Genomic DNA, 19,436 nt, shown 5'->3' with positions numbered 1-19,436 from the left:
TAGTGCCTTTGTGGCCAACTATCAATGTGCTGGTAATTCAAATTTATTTTGCTCTGGTTCTATTTTTCTTTTTGCAGCTTCACTGTCCAAATTGCTTGATAAAACATCTTTAAAAACAATCTGATTGATTTTATCCGAAGGAACATCAATAGCTTTCATTGTCAGATTTTTTACATCGTCGAAAACAAAAGCTGGACGAAAATCTTCCTTATCTAAAATCAGTTTTATATTCTTCATTTCGATTCCGTTTACGTGACGCACATAAAATCCCCAAGAAGGCAATTCACCAAACATCGTAAATTCAGGATATCCATTAATGTTTTCTTTTACATCTTTTAGTCTGCTTAACGGATGATATGCCATTCCTTTTGAAGCTCTTCCTGGATAAATGATTTCGATATTTTCTAAAGTCACATTTTCTATCAAATGCCCTGGAATTCCTGCAATAGAAGAGGGAAACGGATTATGGAAATAATCGACTTCTGGTCCGCGCATATCGTAATCAATGTCTGGACGGCCAAAGGGAACTTGTACTTTTACATTTTTAACCGATACATTTTTAATATAACCTGGTTTATCTCCATTTCTGTGACCCAAACGAATTAATATCGCGTTTCCAGTATTTAGCGCTGTAATATCAGAAACTTTGATGTTTTCAATCTCAGCACCATCAACAGATTCAATCGCAACTGCCGATCTGAAAGTATCAAAAACTTTAATATTTTCAATGGTCACATTTTTGAAACTTCCGTAAGAACCTGTCCCAAATTTCACTGCATTTGCACTAGATCTTATCGTACAATTTCCGATGTAAATATTGTTATTGTGCAATCCCAGAACTTCAGATTTTAAGCAGATTCCGTCATCTGCAGCGTTTACATTACAATTGGTAATTCGGGCATTCTCGCAGCCGTCAAGGTCAATTCCGTCATTGTTCCAATACGCTCGGCTTTCCACTTTCATAAAATCAATTGCAATGTTTTTACATTCTCTAAAACACATTGTCCAGCCTGGGCTATTTTTTAATGTAATTTGCGTCATGGTAATCGAATCGCATTTTACAAACGAAATCAGTTTTCCTCTGCCATCTTCAGGGCGCATTCTTCTGTAATTGTATTTCGGATCAATTCGAACTCCTGTATGATGCAGACTGTCTATTGCTAAAGCCAATTCTCTTCCTTGTCCATCGATAATTCCTTTTCCATTTACCGCAATATTTTTGGATTGATTAGCAATAATAAAAGCTCTAATTCCTTCGTATTTTGGATAATCGTCTGGATTGGTGCTTCCTAATAAAGTTGCACCATCTTCAAAAAATAATTCTACATTATCTTTTAAAACAATACTTCCCGAAAGAAAAGTCCCTTTAGCAAAAACAACTTTTCCTCCTTTGTTTTTATTCGCTGCATCAATTGCTTTTTGAATGGCTTTTGTGTTTAAAGTTTTGCCATCTCCAACAGCGCCGTATTTTTTAATATCAAAAACCTTTTGCGCCGAAACGGTCAGCGAAAGGCAAAGGATAATTAAGGTAATTATAGATTTCTTTTTCATATTTTTATTTGATCTTTACTTTAATCTCTTTGTTAATTTTTTTCACGCAGATTTAAAATGATTTTAGCAGATTTTGCAGATATTTTATAAAAAAAACAATTAAATCTGCTAAAATCTGCCACATCTGCGTGAAACAAAAAACCTGTGACTTTTTAGCAATTCCAAAATATTACCAGAAAACCGTGTACAAAGCCACTAAAACGCCACTGATAATAAACGAACCAACGATAAACTCTGATGATACTTTAAACATTGATTTATCTACTTCTATTTGATGAATTTCAGACTCTTCTTCAGAAACTGGATTTACCACACTTATTCCCACCATTATTAAAACAATTATGAAGAAAACAATAGTCATTCTGTCTAAGAAAGGATAATCTGGAAAAACGCCATCTGTCCACATGGGTAAAAATTTCAAAACTGCAGCAAGAGGTACGGTTAATAATGCTCCTGCAAGTCCTGCTGCTGGAGTTGTTTTTTTCCAGAACATTCCCAACAAGAAAATCGCTAATACTCCTGGCGAAAAGAATCCAACATATTCTTGAATAAATTGATACGCTTGATCTAATGATTTTAATGCAGGAGCAACAAAAGCTGCTATAATCATACATACAACAACGCACCATCTTCCTGTACGAACCAATTTCTTTTCTGATGCCTGCGAGTTGAAATATTTTTTATAAATATCTAAAGAAAAAATAGTCGAAATACTATTGGCTTTTCCTGCCAGAGAGGCTACAATTGCAGCAGTTAAAGCGGCTAAGGCTACTCCTTTTAATCCTGCCGGAAGTAAATTCATTAATGTTGGATACGCGTGATCTGGTTTTAAAACTCCAGCTGCATCTACCATTTCTTGTTGAAACATTCCGTTTTCGTGCATTACAAACATGGCGATTCCTGGTAAAACCGCAATAATTGGAACTAAAAGTTTTAGAAAAGCGGCAAATAAGATTCCTTTACGCGCAGTTTTTAAATCGGCTCCTAAAGCTCTTTGAACAATATATTGGTTACATCCCCAATATGCCAGATTATTGATTAACATTCCGCCAACTAAAACCGACATTCCTGGCAATTCATTATAATGCGGATTTGATTCTTCTAAAATCATGTGCAAATGTCCTGGAGCTTCATCAGCAATAATCGAAAGTGCTTTTAGAATATCTTTTCCAAAACCAAACTGATCTGAAAGCAATGTTAAGGCTAAATAAGTTGTTACTAATCCGCCGAGAATTAAAACGATAACCTGAAACATATCTGTGTATCCAATTACTTTCATACCGCCCAATGTTACGATTACCGAGAATAAACTCAAACCGATGACACAAAACTGAAAGCTAATTGGAGCTATAGAAGAAATAGCTAAAGCACCTAAATAAATTATTGAAGTAAGGTTAACAAAGACATAGATTAACAACCAAATAATAGCCATAATTGTACTCACTGTTCCGCTATATCTTTTGGCTAAAAACTGAGGCATCGTAAATATTTTATTCTTCAAATAAATGGGTAAAATAAACATTGCTACAATAATTAATGTAGCAGCCGACATCCATTCATAAGAAGCAATAGCAAGTCCGATGGCGAAACCTGAACCGCTCATACCAATAAAATGTTCTGCTGAAATATTAGAAGCAATTAAAGAAGCTCCAATTGCCCACCAAGTAAGTGATCCTTCGGCTAAAAAATATTCGTTAGAACTCGTTGCAGCAGTTTTTTTGCTTCTGTAAATATACATTCCATAGGCAGTAACTATGACAAAGTAGATAAAGAAAACAATGTAATCTGCGGTTTGTAATACATTCATAATTGTGTGGTTATTGTGTGGTTAGATAGTAAAATGTATTTTAAAATTTGATTGCTATCAAATCTTGAGAAACCATTTCTTTTTATATAAAAAGTACAGTAAAATAAGCTGTACAATGGTGACGGATAATGCGACAAAAAAAGGCTGCCAATTAAGCGAGATATATTGTATAAGTCCGCCAAAAAGATAATCTGCTGTATGTTTAAAATCGACTAAACCTTCTGCTGCGATATAAATTAAAATAGAATTGGAACCAATTAAGATTAATGGAAATGCCCATTTATGAAAACCAAACAAATCGATTATCACATAAAAAAAGACAAAAAACAAAATACTAAATCCGCCAACAAAACAGACAAAAGAACTGGTCCATAAATGTTTGTTGATTGGAAAACTGATATCCCAAATCAAACCTATAATAATTAAAACTACTGCCGTTAAGGTCATTAAAAGCAATTTCACATTTATAGAGAATGGGCATTTTGCTTTTAAAAATGTTCCTATAAAAACGCCTAATAAAGCAGTTGCGATAGCGGGAAGAGTTGAAAATATTCCTTCTGGATCGTAAACCGTACTGTGCAATCTTCCTGGTAAAAAAAGACGATCAATGTAGCCTTCTAGTGAACCTTCTTTGGTTAAAACTCCAGCTCCAAAATCTGGGACCGGAATCCATTTCATTGCAGCATAATAGCCAATTAAGATTCCGAAGAACCAGATTAATTGTTTTTTAAAATCAAAATTCAAAAAGATGATTCCGGCAAAAAACCAAGCGAGTCCAATTCTTCCTAAAACACTTGCAAAACGCGTTTGGTCAAAACCATCAAATCGTAATAATCCGTTTACTACAAATCCTAGAACCAATAAAATGAAGGTTCTTTTCAACATCGATAAATATATTTTTCGCTTTTCGGTTGGAGGCAAATCATTTGGAGATTTAACACCAGCCAGTTGCATTTTCTTTTCGAAAGAATAAGGCATCGAAACGCCGGCCACAAATAGAAACACAGGAAAAATCATATCATAGAAGGTAATACCATTCCATTCTGCATGATGCAGTTGCGATGACATCCAGACAAAAATAGGAATTGGAGCCACTTTGGCCAGAGCATGAATAATATGTTCGCCACTCATGATCCAAAACATCACAAACCCGCGCAGTGCATCTAAAGAAATTAATCTTCCACTTGTAGTGTTACTCATTTTTTTATTTGATTAGTCTTCAGTCGCAGTCTCAGTTTTCAGTCCTAACTGTGACCGAAAACTGAAACTGAAAACTAAAATTATTTAAAGTGGTTTAATGACAAATCCGTAGCTGTATTCGCTTTGGGTTAAGGTATATTGTTCGTGTGGCGGTGCGCCCCAACTGTTGTCACCTCCTAATCCACGTTGGGTTAAATCGACACAAACTACAACTTCATTTCTCGGAGTAATATCGCTAGAATGAATATTCTTTTTAGAAATTCCTCCGTCAAAATCATTCGGATAATTATTTAAAGTACTTATTCCTAAAGGTTGCAGACCTTTTATTTCCAAGCCATTTCCTGAATTGCTTGATAATTTAAACCAGCGTATATCGGTCTTGTATCCATTTTCTTGTGGGCGTGTATAAGGCACATATTGGTCTGCAACTTTACTAGTATAAATTCCTTTCAAGGATGCTGTTTTTCTGTCAGGATAATTTTCTAAAGGTCCTCTTCCGTAATAATCCAGATTTTCTAATGTATTTTTTAAAGTGAAAATCATTCCGAAACGCGGTAATTCTGGAACCGGATTATTTCCTTTTTTATAAGAAGCCTGAATTTCTAAAGCGCCATCATTTCCTAATGCATATTTGATTGTATAATCGGAAGTAACGTCGTTCAATTTTAATCTTGCAATGATATATTTTTTGCCATTTTCCTCACTTTGCTGAATACTTTCTAACGAAGTGTTTTTTCCAGCAGTTCTCCACACATTTGTTCTAATCTGCATTTTGTTTCCAATATCATTATCTGTTGGAGCTCTCCAAAAATTAGGCTCAGGATATTGTTTGAAATATTCTTCGCCTTTTAAACTGTAATACGAAATCAATCCAGTCGATTTGCTGATTTTAACGGTTACATTATCAGAAGTCAAAACAAACTGATCTTTTTCATCTTGTACTTTTGCAGCACTTCCATTTTCAGATTTTGCGAAATATTTCCCATCTTCTATTACAAATTGCTCTTTTGCGATTTCAAAGTTTTGAGGCAATATTTCTGAGCCAGTTTTCGTACTAGCAAAAACATTCAATAAATATTCTGTTCCTTCTTTTGACTCTAATTTTGGTAAATCAATTTTAAATTGCTTTTTTGATTTCGGATCTAAAGCAACATTCAAAATTCCTTCTTTAATTACTTTTCCGTTTTCTAAAACTTCATATCTAAAATTGTATTTGTTCAGATTGGTAAACCCAAAATCATTATTGATTTCAATAATTCCGTTCTTTATATCTACAGCTTTAAACAAGATATTCTGATATACTTTTTTTACTTCAAAAGCTCCAGGATGAGGTGTTCTATCAGCATAAACCAACCCGTTGTGACAGAAGTTTTCATCATTTAAGTAATTCTGGCTTCCCATATCGCCACCGTAAGTCCAGTATTTGCGGCCTGCTTCATCAATTCCATAAAATCCCTGATCTACCCAATCCCAAATAAATCCGCCTTGCATGTTTTTGCTTCCGCGAATGATATCCCAATATTCTTGAAAATTTCCGCTGCTGTTTCCCATTGCATGCGAATACTCACACATGATATAAGGGCGTGTAACTTCTTTACGTGCCGCATATTCTTTCATGTATTCAATTGTTGGGTACATTGGACAAACGATATCAGTATTTTCGTTTTCTTTTGCTTGTTCAAACTGAACCAAACGAGAATTATCTCTTTTTTTGATCCATTTGTATGCTTCGTGAAAAACAGGTCCATTGGCGCTTTCATTTCCTAATGACCAGATAATTACAGACGGCATATTTTTATCTCTTTCAACAAGGCTGTAAATTCTGTCTAGATGTGCTTCTCTCCATTCTGGAAGATAACCAGGATTCGTTTTTGGATTCATCCAAATTAGAGGTTGTCCCTCTACTCCCATTCCATGACTTTCGATATTAGCTTCATCCACCAAAAACAAACCGTATTTATTACATAGTTTTACCCATAAAATATTGTTCGGATAATGACTGCAGCGAACTGAATTAATATTCAGCTGTTTCATCATTTTAATATCTTTCATCATCGTCGCTTCGTCCTGATAATGTCCTGTTTCTGGATTATGTTCATGGATATTAACGCCATGAACCATTAATCGAACTCCATTAACTAATAATTGGCCACCTTTTAGTTCTACTTTTCTAAATCCGATTTGTGTTCCAACTGTTTCTACAATATTTCCTTTTGCATCTTTTAAAGTCAGAATCAACGTATATAAATTAGGCGTCTCACTGCTCCATAATTTTGGACTTGATACATTTTGAGAAAAATTTAAAGTCTGAACTTTTGACGCTTCTAAATTGACATTCAATTCTTTTACAAATACATTTTTCCCAGAAGCATCAACCAGTTTTGCGACTACTTTTTGGTTGTTAGCAGAAGTTGAACTCAGATTTTTTAAACTCACATCGACACTTAGACTTCCGTTTTTGTATTTAGCATCTAAATCTGGTTTGGCAAAAAAGTCTGCAATACGAACATTATCTGTACTATACAAATACACATTTCTATCAATACCAGAAAGTCGCCACATGTCTTGATCTTCTAGATACGAACCATCGCTCCATCTGTACACTTCTATCGCTAAATCATTTTTTCCAGATTTTAAATACTTCGAAATATCAAATTCTGCCGGACTTTTGGTGTTTTCTGTGTAGCCTACTTTTTCCCCATTTACCCAAATATACATAGCTGCAGTTCCTGCTTCAAAATGAAGAAAGACATGTCGGCCGTTCCAGTTTTCTGGCAGCACAAAATCTCTTTTATAAGACCCAACTGGATTGTCCCAATGATTAATAAAAGGCGGATTTTTTTCAAAAGGATACGTAATGTTGGTATAAATTGGCACACCGTAACCATTCAGCTCCCAATTAGAAGGCACTTGAAGTTCTTTCCAATGTAAAGTACTGAAATCCGTTTTATAAAAATCCTTCGGACGTTCGTCTGGTGTTGGCGACCAAGAAAATTTCCATTTTCCGTTTAAAGAAAAATACCAAGGTGAGTTTTCATATTTATCCATTATAGCAGAAGTTTCATCTGCATACGGAAGAAAAGCAGCACGAGCTGGCTCTCTGTTAATTTGAAATACCTCTGGATTTTCCCAATCATTACGGTCTTTTTCTTGAGCCGAAATTCCTATTGTGAAAAGCAATAACAGGCTAATAAAAAATATTTTGGTTGTGGTTTTCTGCATTATTTTTGGTTTTAGATAGCTGGCATTTATTTTTTAACACATAGAAACATAGCTTTTCTTTGTCTTGAAAGGCCTTTCACTTTATTATTAAAACATATAGTATGTGTGGAAACTATTTTCTTCTAATAAATGTTTTTACGCTTAAAAGAATCCCGATAGCTATCGGGACTATGTTTCTATGTGTTTATATGACCTTTTTAAAACTTCAATTTTTCTGGTAAATATTTCGCAACTAATTCTTTATAATAAGGAAGTAATGCTTGCACGTCTGGTTTTACAGGTGCTTTTGTATACAAATCGTAAGGATTGAATTTTCTCACCCAGTCAAACATTTCGATGTCTTTTTCATTCATTAAATGCGCATAAGCATTTTCTTTGTGCTGAGAATAAAAGGAATGATAACGAATCATGTATAAAGCTGGATCTGGAAGATAATCTTTCATGATTTGATACAAATACTCATCGTGTCCCCAACTCATTTTTACATTGTTCAATCCGCAGTTTTCTGTGTAAACACCAAACTTGGTATTGAATCTTTCGTCTGTAAAATCTGGATTTTCTTTAAAGAACTCTGAATATACAATTTTATCCGAATAAGCACATCCAACAGGAAATGTATCTCCTACAACTGCCCATTGCGGTTCTCCAAACAAACATAATACTTTACCTAAATCATGAATAAAACCAGTCAATACAAACCAATCTGGATGACCGTCTGCGCGAATTGCTTCTGAAGTTTGTAAAAGGTGCTGTGTTTGGTCTAAGTCAATATCTGGGTCACTGTCGTCTACAAGCGTGTTTAAAAACTCAACAGCTTCCCAGATTGACATTTCTTTTCTATTAAATTGCAGAAAATCTTGTTCTTTGCTGCATACAAAATCATAAGTTTGATACGTGTGGTTTATTCTGTAAAACTCCTTAACAGTTTCTACTCTTTCCGAATCAACATAGTTTCTAAATTCTTCTTTCTGCTTTTCTTTTACTTCTTCATTTTCTTCAGAAGGATCAGGATATCGCATTAATAAATCATCTTCCCACTCATCTAAATTATTTAACGGATTGTCTGTATCTATATGCTTTTTCATAATGCTAAATAGTTAAAAGTTATAAGACAAAAATAGAATTACATCCTTCTTTCAAAATGGATTAATACATCAAAAACATGGATAAAATTGATTATTGTAGGATTTTTACATATCAATCAAAGAAAAAATGGATAGAATTTGAATTGGACTGAAAGTCCAAAAGCATCAAACTAGTGCACCGCACTACACTCTAACATGGGAATGAATAGCACCCTACAAGGGTGAAAGCACAAATATGTCCATATAATAATTCAACACATAATACTCAGAATATGCTTTCACTCTTTCAGGGCTAATTTAGATGTTGCACATTCTTTCGCTGTGAGTCGCACTACTTTGATGTTTTTGACTCTTTGAGAGCTGGATTGTAAAATTCCTGAATTGCTTCGCCAATCGCCATCGTCCGAATCCTGCCAAAAAAACTAATTAATCAACTTGCTTGGCGGGAAACCAAACTGCTTCTTGAAGCATCTACTGAAATATAGCGGATCATTAAAACCAACCAAATCTGTTACTTCAGAAACATTGTATTTTTTGGTTTTTAGCAATTCTGCTGATTTTTTTAAACGAATGGTTCTGATAAATTCGTTTGGTGCTAAATCGGTCAATTCTTTAATTTTTCTATATAATTTGGAAGAACTAACGCCCAGTTTGTCACATAAAAAATCGGTTGAAAGATCGACATCACTTAAATTATCGTTAATTAGATTTGTAACTTTTTCCATAAACTCCTCGTCAATTGGCGAATGTGTCAGCATGCTAACTTTGCTTTCTACTTCGCCAGAGAATTTTTGCTTCAGTTCTAATCTCGATTTGATCATATTCTCTATAACCGTTTTCAAAAGTAAAGGCTCAAAAGGTTTTACCAGATAACCATCGGCTCCAATATCATAACCTTTTACTTTATCCATATTTTCTCCCAACGCTGTAAGCATCACAACTGGAATATGACTTATAAATTCATCATTTTTTAATTGTTGGCAAAATTCCAATCCGTCCATAACGGGCATCATAACATCGGTTACGCACAAAATAGGTTTTATTTGTCGGCAGATTTTTAAGCCTTCTTCTCCATTTTCAGCATCATACACTTTATAATAATCTGATAAATAATCGACCAAATATTTTCTGAGTTCTGAGTTATCTTCAATAACCAGAATCTTCTCTTTTAAATCTGTATTCTGAATAATTTTCTTGGCAGCTTTTTCTGGAATCAGCATACTTAGATTGTCATTTTTAAGAGCATATTCAAACACTTCTTTATGTTCGTAAGATTCACGATCAATCGGAATTTCTACTTTAAAAGTACTTCCTTTTCCTGCAGTACTTTCTACAGAAATAGTTCCTTTATGAATGGCAACCAAAGATTTTACCAATGACAAACCAATTCCTGATCCAGTATTATTGTCTTTACTGTTTGAAGCTTGGTAAAAACGTTTGAAAATTTTATCTATACTTTTTAACGGAATACCAATTCCGTCATCTGTAACTTCAATTACCAAAATATCTTCAACCGTATCTTTTAGTCTCACATACAAATCTACATTACCATTTTTGTTGGTAAACTTCAAGGCGTTAGACAAAAGATTGTAAAGAATTTTATCGTATTTGTCATTGTCTAGCCAGCCATTTATTTCATCATCTTCAGAAATAAAATTGAGCTTAATTTTTTTATTATAAGCCATTTCCTTAAACGAATCGAAAATATTTTTCGAATACGATAAAATGTCCGTTTTGGTTACTTTTAGTTTTAATTCACCCGACTGCGCCTTTCTAAAATCCAAAACCTGATTCACCAAATTTAGCAATCGGCTGGCATTTTGATAAATTAAGTTATAACGGCTCTTTTCGTAATCTGTAGCATTACTATTTTCATCCAAAAGCTGTTTTGCTGGACCTAAAATTAGCGTTAATGGCGTTCTTAATTCATGCGAAATATTGGTAAAGAAACGTAATTTCTCATTATTTAATTTTATGTCGTGTTCTCTGTTTACTTTTTCTGTGAGCAGCTCTTGTTTTAAACGAATACGATTCTTAATCTCTTTTCTAATGAAATAAAAAACACCGAATAAAATAGCAAAAAACATTAAAAAAGAAGTCGGCGTAAGCCAGAACGGAGGCAGAATTTTTATTTTATAAGAAACCGTTTTACTCCAATAACCGTCGCTATTGCTTGATCTTATCTTAAAAGTATAATTGCCTGGATAAAGATTGGTATATTGTACAATTCTAGATGTACTATTAACTGTTATCCATTCTTTATCAAAACCTTCTAGCATGTATTGAAATTTATTCAATTTTTCGTTTGCGAATGAAGGTGCCGAAAACTGCAGAGAAAAGTTTCTGTTTTTATGGCTTAATTCGATTTCATTTCCATAATTTAAATCTTTAGAAAGCGGAATTTCTCCGTTGATTTCCATTTCTGGAAAAACTTCCTCATTTTGAATCTTAAATTCAGAAATAACAGGCAATGGCGACCAATTATTTCTTTTCATCGCTGGCGGAGAAAAAGAAATAATTCCGTTTTTACCGCCAAGAAAAATATTAGAATTATTAAAATAAAAGAAACCGCTAGAACTAAAAACATCCAATCTGTTTCCGCTATTTACATGATATATGCTAATATCTTTTAAATTCGATTTTACAAAAGCAATATTATTATTGTTGATATTAAGCCACAAATTACCGTTGGCATCTGATAAAATATCAGTAATCCATTTTCCAGAAAGTTCCTTAAGATTTTTTACGGGTTCAAATTCGTTCTTTTTCGGATTGTACAAACATAGCCCAAAACGAGTTGAAGCCCAGATCTTTCCTTTAACATCTACTAAAACATCACTAACATTTTCGTCATGAGGAACACCTTTTTCTTTGATAAAAAGTGACGAATATGTTTCTATTTTTCCGGTATTGATATTGTATTTTACCACTCCCGTTTCTGTTGCAAACCAAACATTATTTTTGGTATCTCTTTCAATGGCATTAATCTGAAAATCGGGTAAAAGTTTACTTGAAGTTTCTACTTGAAGTGTTTTAGTATTTAGAATTACAGCTCCTTCTCCAAATGAACCTACAATCATTTTATCATCTGTAATTTTTCTAAAGGCAAAAACAGGCGATTTCTCAAATCCTAAATTTATTTCTCTAGAAGAATTGCTCAAATAATTATAAACCAAAACATTGCCATCCCAAAGACCACAGTAAAAAATCTTTCCGTCTTCAGAATAAATACTAGCAATATCTTTTCCTGTGTTGTGCAGAGGTGTCGAACCTTTTATGTTAGAAATAAAAAGCCCGTTGTGATAAGTTGCGACAATTACTTTTTCATCATAGGTTTTGGCAAAACCTCTAATTCTAGGCGCTTGATTGCCAATAGAACGCGAAATATCTTTATTTAAAGTAAACTGATTCTCATACGGATCGTATTTATCTAAACCATCTTCGGTTCCAATCCATAAGACTCCAGATTTATCAAAATAAAGTGCCGAAATTAAATTATCGACAAGCGAAGTGTCATCTGAAAGAATAGAATAATACCATTTATAATTTCCTTTTTGAATGTCTTCTAATTGATCACAAACTAATAATCCACCCAACGTTCCAACCCAATATTTGCCATCAGGAGCTTGGGCAACAGAAAGAAAATAAGGTCCTAAAGCACCTCTAACTTGTTTGTTTTCAATATATAGATTAACAAACTTATCGCTTGCTTTATCGAGTTTATACAAACCTTCGCGAGTTCCAACAAAAATATCTTGTTTGGCATCTTCGTAAATAAAATTTAGGTATGGATTTTTTATATTCGAATTTGGAACAGAAAGCGTATAATTATTGATTTTCACAATCGCGCCTTTCGCATCCATCGTAATTTTGGCTACAGATGATTTCTCATAACTTCCAACCCAGACATTTCCTTTTTTATCTTCAAAAATTTCTTTTATATATTCATAACCATTCAGTTTAATTTTTTCGAATCGGTTTTCTTTTAAAAAGAATAAATAAATTCCTTTCGTTTTGGTTCCTACCCAAACTCTTTCAAATTTATCTACATAAACGGCTCTAACTTCGTCATCTGGCAAACTGTTTGGATCGTCTTTTTTATGAAAATAAGTAGTAAAAACATGCGTATCCATTTTGAAAAGCGTGAGTCCTTTTCGGGTACCAATCCAGAGATAATTATTTTTTTCATCCAGCTCTAAAGCCGTGATATCATCATTGTACAATTTGTTTTTACCAGGCGTAGAACTCATGTAATTTTTGAACTGATAACCGTCAAAACGATTTAATCCTGAAAAAGTTCCAAACCACATGAAACCCTTTTTATCCTGTACAATATGTCGTACCGAATTATGAGACAATCCGTTATTATCATTATAATGCGCAAATTTTATATTCTGTGAATACGAATGATAAAAAAGGGCGGATAACAAGAATAATAAAAAGGATTTTTGGCTCATGGAAATAAATTATAAATGCAATTTAATCTTTTTGATTCAATAAATATTAAAATTATTTAACAGATAAATTATCAATTTTGTTGTTTTTTAAATCAATTCTGAAATGATTGGAAGGCTCGCCGTTCATGGTTTTCCAAAATATTTTGGCCCATAAAACTAACTTAGGGTTATTTGATTTTTTTAACTGTTTGCATATCAATTCATATTGCTTTAATCTCTTTTTTCCAATTTCAGAAAAAGCCAATTCATCGGCACTTTTTAATCTGTAAAAATCGAAAATCATATCAAAACCTGTCCATGATTCAAAATCAGAAAATGTTAGCGAATTCTCTTTCAAATCTTTAGAAACTTCATTTGCATTTTTATTCCATTCTAATAAATCTTTACCAGAAAGTTTCTCAATCGATTTTAAGAAATCTGTCGGAAAATCTTCGGGTAAGAATCGCAAACGAACTAATTCCTTTAGATGCCAATTGGTAAATGCTGCATAATCATTTGCTTTTAGAATTTCTTTGTTCCAAATGATGTTACTTTTAATAGCTTCCAAATGAGCATATTCTTCTTCATAAAAAGGAAATAAACTGTTGAATTTATTGACTTTACCAATTACAACAGTTTCTACTTCCAGATCATATTGAGAATGAATAGTCAATATTTTATAAGCTGGCATATAAGCCGCAAGCGATGGTGTTTGAATATTAAAAAGTGTATTTCCTTTTGCTGTTGTTCTAACTCCCGTATCGTTAATGTGCATATGTCCGCCAAAATGAATCTGAATTCCAGCATCGGCAAATTGCTGTGCTACTTCTTCATTTGGAACTCTTTGCAATTGCATTTTATTAGCACCGAAAAGCTGTTTTAATTCTGGCGAAGCATCGTCATTAAATTCAACCATCGGATAATGACTGAAAGCAATCAATATTTTTCCTTTTTGTTTTGCTTCTGCAGAAACCTTTTTTACCCAATTAATTAAATGGTTTTTATAAATCAGAACGTTATTATAACCTGTATTTGCTCCCGAAAAATCGTGCGGATTATTAGATTCTCCTGATAATTTTTCATTTGGAACATACGCATTTGCATCTATTGCCAAAAGCCAGATTCCTTTTATTGGTTCAACCAAATAACTGGCATCGGGCAAATACAAATTGGTGTTTTTTATTAAATACGTTCTTTTTTCTAAAACGGATTCTTTTTGAGCTTCTTCAAAATTATAATTTTCATAGCTGTAATTAGAAAAAGGAGTTTCCCAATACAAATCACTCTTCTTTGGAAAAAAACCAAAATCACGCATTTCGCTAATGGTTTCTTTATAACCCCAATTTTTTATATCGGCAGTAATAATGGGTTCCAGTTCGCTTTTACTTTTATTAAAATTGTCTGGAGAACTGCTAATAATTTGTTCTTTTCCGTCTTTTCCTAAAAAATCTGTTTTAACAGCATCTTGAGCAAAAGGTTTTACGATATCATGATTTCCTGTAGTAACAAAGAATGAAATTCCGTATTTCTCGGAGTATTCATTTAGAATTTTTCTTAATCCGCGAACGTGAACAGGCTGTCCGTCGTCGCTGAAATCGCCTGGAAGCACTACCTGTTTTATGCCTCTTTTTACAATATCATTTAAAGCTTCTAAAAAGGCAAAATAGTTTTCATTAAAAATTCTCGTAGAATGCAATTGAGAATTCATCGTTCTAATATTGGCATATTCGCCCGTTACAGGATTTGGAATGCCTTGATAATTACTGTCCTCAAATTTGGCATAAATATCTTGCAGATGGGCATCGGCTATAAAAGCAATCTGAATTTCTTTCTTAATGTTCTGCTGTGATTTGCAGGAATATAAAGAAAGAAGCAGTACTAATATAATCGATATTCTAAACATTTGTTTTGTTTGTTTTTAATTTTATGATTATCCGTTATTTGTCCTATTTTAAAAATAGAAAGTCTGTAAAATCAAACGCGAATTAAACCGATTCGCTAACGCGAAGGCGCGGATTAAACCGGATTTTATTAATCTGTTTAAAAATATAAATAGATTATCCGTTTTAATCCGCGCCTTTACGAAATAAATCCGTTTAATCCGCGTCCTTGCTTAAAGGATAATTCAATTATTTTTTAATAAATGCTTCCAATTTATCTAAAGTGTTTAGTTCTGTTTCTCTTGCACTTGAAGATATAATTGAAGTCTCTAAAGTTTTTGCAGGTTTTGAAATCAACAAATATTGCGTTCCATCGTCTGTTGTTTTCTCATAATCTTTCGGATTGTATATAATCGCTCCTCCTACTTCAACAATTTCTGCAGCAACGTCTTCTGGATGTTTTCCCCAAACTGCTATGTAATTAGCACCTTTTTTTGTTGCGCAATCTTTAAAGTAATTTACTCCTGTCGCAAATTGCACTTTTTCTCCAGTTAAAGAAACTGCTTCTACTTTTGCTTCTCTTTTACCAGAAAACACGGTAACACGAACTAAAATGTCTACTTTTTTTCCTTTGTAAGGAACGCCTCTTGAAATCATTTCCATCCAAGAAGTATTTTCTGTTTTTCCAACACGAGCCAAACGATTTGTTACCGGATTTAACGGCACCAATTTTTCGCCATCCCACAGTTTTACTCCTCCTAAACCAACAGTAGATGCCACTTTATAATAATCTGCTCCCCAGCCTTCTTTTTGCTGTTCTGGCGTTGGGTACCAATTTGCTTTTTTTAATTCTAAACCTGGTTTAGCTTTAGAATAAACATCGATTGCTACTTTATCGCTGAAATAAATTCGCAAAGCCATCCATTCGTTTTCAATTGCTGGGCCGTGATGTCCGATCGTTTTATATAAATCTCCTGATTCTGAGCCAATATCTGTTAGATACGTAATTTTATCAGACTTCATATACAAACTGGTGTCTGTATTATTTTGTCCGAAACAAATGCAGCAAAAAAGTAAAGAGGTTACGATAGATAATTTCATAATTTAAAATATTATAAGTTTAAGTGTAATTCCTGTAAATTTAAAAACAACTTTCAACAATCTACTACGAATTCTATCTATTGTTCTGAAATTATCAATTTATATCAAAATTGTGAAAAATCTTAAACTATAAAATTTCCTTTTTGCTTTTCTAATTGTATTTTTTTGCCACAAATTAAAAGGATTAACACAGATTAAATTTGTTCATTTAAAAATCCTTCTAATCTTTTTAATCTGTGGTTTTAAAACCAATTTAGTCCGTTAATAAAACAGTTCTATTTTCTATTTTCTTTAATCCACTACTTTTACCAAGGTAGGATTAATTCCTAACGGGTTCTTAATGATTTTACAGATTAAAGGAAACTCTGGATTTTTTACAATCCACATTTCGGTTTCGTCTATTTGCGCTCTTACATGCAATGTTTCGATTATTTTTCCATCAATAGAAACGTCGTTTTTATCTTCACTTTTATCTAGAACATAAGTTGTATTGTTGTAAACAAAGGAATTGTTTTTGACTAAATCCTGATAAGCTGATTGCGAAATCATAAAAAAAGTTTCTGTTGGTTTTAAGTTTAGAATTGGTGCATATTCTCCTTGATTAAAGCTTAAGGCATTTCCATTTTTTACTGCTTCAGGAAGCATTACTATTTTACTGTTTACGCCTCTTGTTTCCAATTTAAAAGCCAATGCATTATTTGACGTTTCGGCTGTAAGCTGTAAAGTTCTCGTTTGTCCATGCAGTTTACAGACATAATGCAGTTGGGTATTATTTTTTAATGTCGGAATATAATTCTGTGCTATTGTGGTTTGATAAAGAGCACAGAAAAGAATAACTAAAAATATATTTTTCATCTTACTTATCTTTTTATTTTGCCGGTGGTAAAATTGTCGTTCCCCAAGCTGAAGGTTTCGAATCCATTTCTAAAATCAGTTCTCCTCCATTCATAATATCATCATGCGTAATCCATGCTTTGTTGTATGGTTTTCCGTTTAACAAAGCGGTTTTGATGTATTTGTTTTTATCATTCATTTTTTTTGTGATGATTTTAAAACTTTTGCCGTTTTCTAATTTTACAAATACTTCCTTAATCAAAGGCGTATTGATTAGATAATAAGGTTGTCCTGCATTTGGATACAATCCCATCATGTGGAAAGCCAGCCATGAAGACATTGCTCCTGAATCGTCGTTACCTGGAAGTCCTTCTCTTGAAGTATTAAAATTATCCTTGATAATCGTTCTGATTCTGTCACTGCTTAAATACGGTTTCCCAATCCAGTGATATAAACACGGGGTTAAGAATGAAGGTTCATTGGCAACATTAAATAAATTATTGTCAAAGAAAATATCCAATCTGTTTTCAAATGCTTTTTCGCCGCCTGATTTTTTTACCAATTCCGGAATATCGTGCGGCAAACTAAATGAATATTCCCATGAAGTTCCTTCGTAAAAGAAAACACACCAATGACAAACATACCAAGGCGATTCGATAATGACAGGCGTATATTTAAAAGTTGGCTTTTGGATTTTTGATTCGCCAAAAACAACATCATCCAGCCAGTTTCCGTCTTTGTCTTTTGGCATGATAAATCCTTTTGCTCCGTTATTTTCATAATCTGCTCGCCATAGATTCTGCCAATTTTCAGCCTGTTTTATGTATTGATTGTACAAATCTGTTTTGCCTAAACCTTTGGCAACTGTTGCAATATTATAATCGTTGTAGGAGTAATCGATGGTTCTGTTTCCTGCTCTGTCTGTGCCATAAGGAACGTATCCTAGTTTAAGATAATCTAAAAGTCCGCCTCTTCCTTCTTTCTCTTCATTTCCTCCGGGAGGCACTGTTGCATCTTTCAGCATTGCTTGAAGTGCTAATTCGTAATCTATTCCTTTTAAGTTTTTTACAAAAGCATCAGCAATTACCACCTCAGCGTTTGATCCTCCCTGAGTTCTTCCATTGTCATTACCGCTTCTTCCTTCTGGCATATAGCCTTCGCGTTTGTAAATGTTCAGCATTGCATTAATGATTTCTACTTTTCGCTTGCTGTCAATCAATGTAATTAAAGGACTTGATGTTCTAAATGTATCCCAGATGGTATAAAAATCATCATAATAAGGCTCGTCATTTGTCCATAACGGGTTTTCTCCTGTTCTGTCTACAGGCATAATCATCGTGTGATATAAACCTGTATAGAACATTTTTCTGTATTCGTCTGAGGTATCTTTAGAAAGCTGGATTCTGCTCAATAAATTTTCCCATTTGTTTTCTAAAGCCTTTAAAACTTCATTAAAATTCCAATGCGGAATTTCAACTTCTATATTATTCTTTGCTTTTAATTCGCTTAAAAATGAAATTCCGATTTTTACATTCAGCTCCTCTTTTCCATTTTCAAAAGAAAGTAAAACTGCTGTTTTCTTTCCTGAATCAAATTGCGCTTTTTGATTATTATAAAATTTTCCGTCTTTAAAAGTGACATATTTAGCAATTGGCTGATCAAAAATAGCATAGAAATAAACGGTGTAAGCGCGTCCGTTGTTCCATCCTCCACGAATTCTGCTGTAACCTCTAACTTCAGTATCTGAAACTATTTCGATTTGTGAACCCACAAACTGTTGTGCTTCTCTAGCTTCTGGAATTTTTTCTTCGCCAAGAAAAAATCCAGGATCTATCTTTAATTCTTTTGATTTATTTTTTGGGTAGGTAAAACGGTAAAAAGAAACTTTCTCGCCAGTAGTGATTTCGGTTTTAATATTATTTTCCTTGAAAACCGTTTCGTAATACCCCAGTTTTACGTTTTCTTCTGCTCTAAAAGAAGTCTGGTCTATTTTGTCTAAAGTACCAGAAAATGGCATAATCTGGATATTTCCGTATTTTGGACCTCCGCCTGTTCCGCTTACGTGAACCTGACTGAATCCTGTTACTTCTTTTGGTATTGGAAGCCAGCCGCTGTTTGGGCTCGAGGTGCAGTCTGGACTTGGTTTTACCATTCCGTAAGGGCATGACGGCCCGATAAAAACTCTCCCTACTCCTTCTGAACCAATCATTGGATCAACATATTGATGGACTGTTTGAGCGTTTGTGATTACGGTAAACAAAAATGATATTCCTAAAAGTATATTTTTACTGTATATTTTCATTACTTACTTATTTCTTTA

The 19,436-nt window shown here is 33.5% G+C and carries 10 protein-coding genes; all 10 read right to left on the bottom strand.

The window, feature by feature from the left end; genetic code table 11:
- Positions 1 to 21: 21 nt before the first annotated feature.
- Positions 22 to 1,551, bottom strand: a complete 1,530-nt coding sequence (locus JC605_RS20810; protein WP_198858021.1) for a glycoside hydrolase family 28 protein — start codon at positions 1,549 to 1,551, stop codon at positions 22 to 24.
- A 169-nt stretch (positions 1,552 to 1,720) separates the two neighbouring features.
- Positions 1,721 to 3,358, bottom strand: a complete 1,638-nt coding sequence (locus JC605_RS20805; RefSeq protein ID WP_198858020.1) for a sodium/sugar symporter — start codon at positions 3,356 to 3,358, stop codon at positions 1,721 to 1,723.
- 57 nt (positions 3,359 to 3,415) lie between these two features.
- Complete coding sequence (locus JC605_RS20800; protein ID WP_198858019.1) at positions 3,416 to 4,558, bottom strand: acyltransferase family protein; 1,143 nt, start codon at positions 4,556 to 4,558, stop codon at positions 3,416 to 3,418.
- 84 nt (positions 4,559 to 4,642) lie between these two features.
- Positions 4,643 to 7,780 carry a glycoside hydrolase family 2 TIM barrel-domain containing protein gene (locus JC605_RS20795; RefSeq protein WP_198858018.1) on the bottom strand — a complete coding sequence of 1,046 codons (3,138 nt, stop codon included), beginning with the start codon at positions 7,778 to 7,780 and terminating at the stop codon, positions 4,643 to 4,645.
- A gap of 197 nt (positions 7,781 to 7,977) precedes the next feature.
- The gene (locus tag JC605_RS20790; RefSeq protein WP_198858017.1) at positions 7,978 to 8,865 is read right to left on the bottom strand and encodes an inositol oxygenase family protein; all 888 of its coding nucleotides are present in this window, start codon (positions 8,863 to 8,865) and stop codon (positions 7,978 to 7,980) included.
- Positions 8,866 to 9,287: 422 nt separating this feature from the next.
- Entirely contained in the window at positions 9,288 to 13,322 is a 4,035-nt protein-coding gene (locus tag JC605_RS20785) for a two-component regulator propeller domain-containing protein (RefSeq protein ID WP_198858016.1), read from the bottom strand.
- A 52-nt stretch (positions 13,323 to 13,374) separates the two neighbouring features.
- Positions 13,375 to 15,204, bottom strand: coding sequence for a metallophosphoesterase (locus JC605_RS20780; RefSeq protein ID WP_198858015.1), 1,830 nt, complete (start codon positions 15,202 to 15,204; stop codon positions 13,375 to 13,377).
- Positions 15,205 to 15,430: 226 nt separating this feature from the next.
- Positions 15,431 to 16,282 (bottom strand): DUF4861 family protein, encoded by an 852-nt coding sequence (locus JC605_RS20775; protein WP_198858014.1) that lies wholly within the window; start codon positions 16,280 to 16,282, stop codon positions 15,431 to 15,433.
- 291 nt (positions 16,283 to 16,573) lie between these two features.
- The gene (locus JC605_RS20770; protein ID WP_198858013.1) at positions 16,574 to 17,137 is read right to left on the bottom strand and encodes a hypothetical protein; all 564 of its coding nucleotides are present in this window, start codon (positions 17,135 to 17,137) and stop codon (positions 16,574 to 16,576) included.
- A 13-nt stretch (positions 17,138 to 17,150) separates the two neighbouring features.
- Positions 17,151 to 19,418, bottom strand: a complete 2,268-nt coding sequence (locus JC605_RS20765) for a GH92 family glycosyl hydrolase (protein ID WP_198858012.1) — start codon at positions 19,416 to 19,418, stop codon at positions 17,151 to 17,153.
- Between the last annotated feature and the right edge of the window lie 18 nt (positions 19,419 to 19,436).

It is taken from the genome of Flavobacterium sp. IB48 (assembly GCF_016405855.1).
GTDB lineage: Bacteria > Bacteroidota > Bacteroidia > Flavobacteriales > Flavobacteriaceae > Flavobacterium > Flavobacterium ginsengisoli.
The sequence above is the reverse complement of the archived record's forward strand: the minus strand, read 5'-3'. Positions and strand labels throughout refer to the sequence as shown.

Excerpts from the sequence above, each read along its gene's own strand:
- JC605_RS20795 (WP_198858018.1), bottom strand. The coding sequence starts at position 7,780 with ATGCAGAAAACCACAACCAAAATATTTTTTATTAGCCTGTTATTGCTT.
- JC605_RS20770 (WP_198858013.1), bottom strand. The coding sequence starts at position 17,137 with ATGAAAAATATATTTTTAGTTATTCTTTTCTGTGCTCTTTATCAAACC.
- JC605_RS20775 (WP_198858014.1), bottom strand. The coding sequence starts at position 16,282 with ATGAAATTATCTATCGTAACCTCTTTACTTTTTTGCTGCATTTGTTTC.
- JC605_RS20790 (WP_198858017.1), bottom strand. The coding sequence starts at position 8,865 with ATGAAAAAGCATATAGATACAGACAATCCGTTAAATAATTTAGATGAG.
- JC605_RS20765 (WP_198858012.1), bottom strand. The coding sequence starts at position 19,418 with ATGAAAATATACAGTAAAAATATACTTTTAGGAATATCATTTTTGTTT.
- JC605_RS20785 (WP_198858016.1), bottom strand. The coding sequence starts at position 13,322 with ATGAGCCAAAAATCCTTTTTATTATTCTTGTTATCCGCCCTTTTTTAT.
- JC605_RS20780 (WP_198858015.1), bottom strand. The coding sequence starts at position 15,204 with ATGTTTAGAATATCGATTATATTAGTACTGCTTCTTTCTTTATATTCC.
- JC605_RS20800 (WP_198858019.1), bottom strand. The coding sequence starts at position 4,558 with ATGAGTAACACTACAAGTGGAAGATTAATTTCTTTAGATGCACTGCGC.
- JC605_RS20805 (WP_198858020.1), bottom strand. The coding sequence starts at position 3,358 with ATGAATGTATTACAAACCGCAGATTACATTGTTTTCTTTATCTACTTT.
- JC605_RS20810 (WP_198858021.1), bottom strand. The coding sequence starts at position 1,551 with ATGAAAAAGAAATCTATAATTACCTTAATTATCCTTTGCCTTTCGCTG.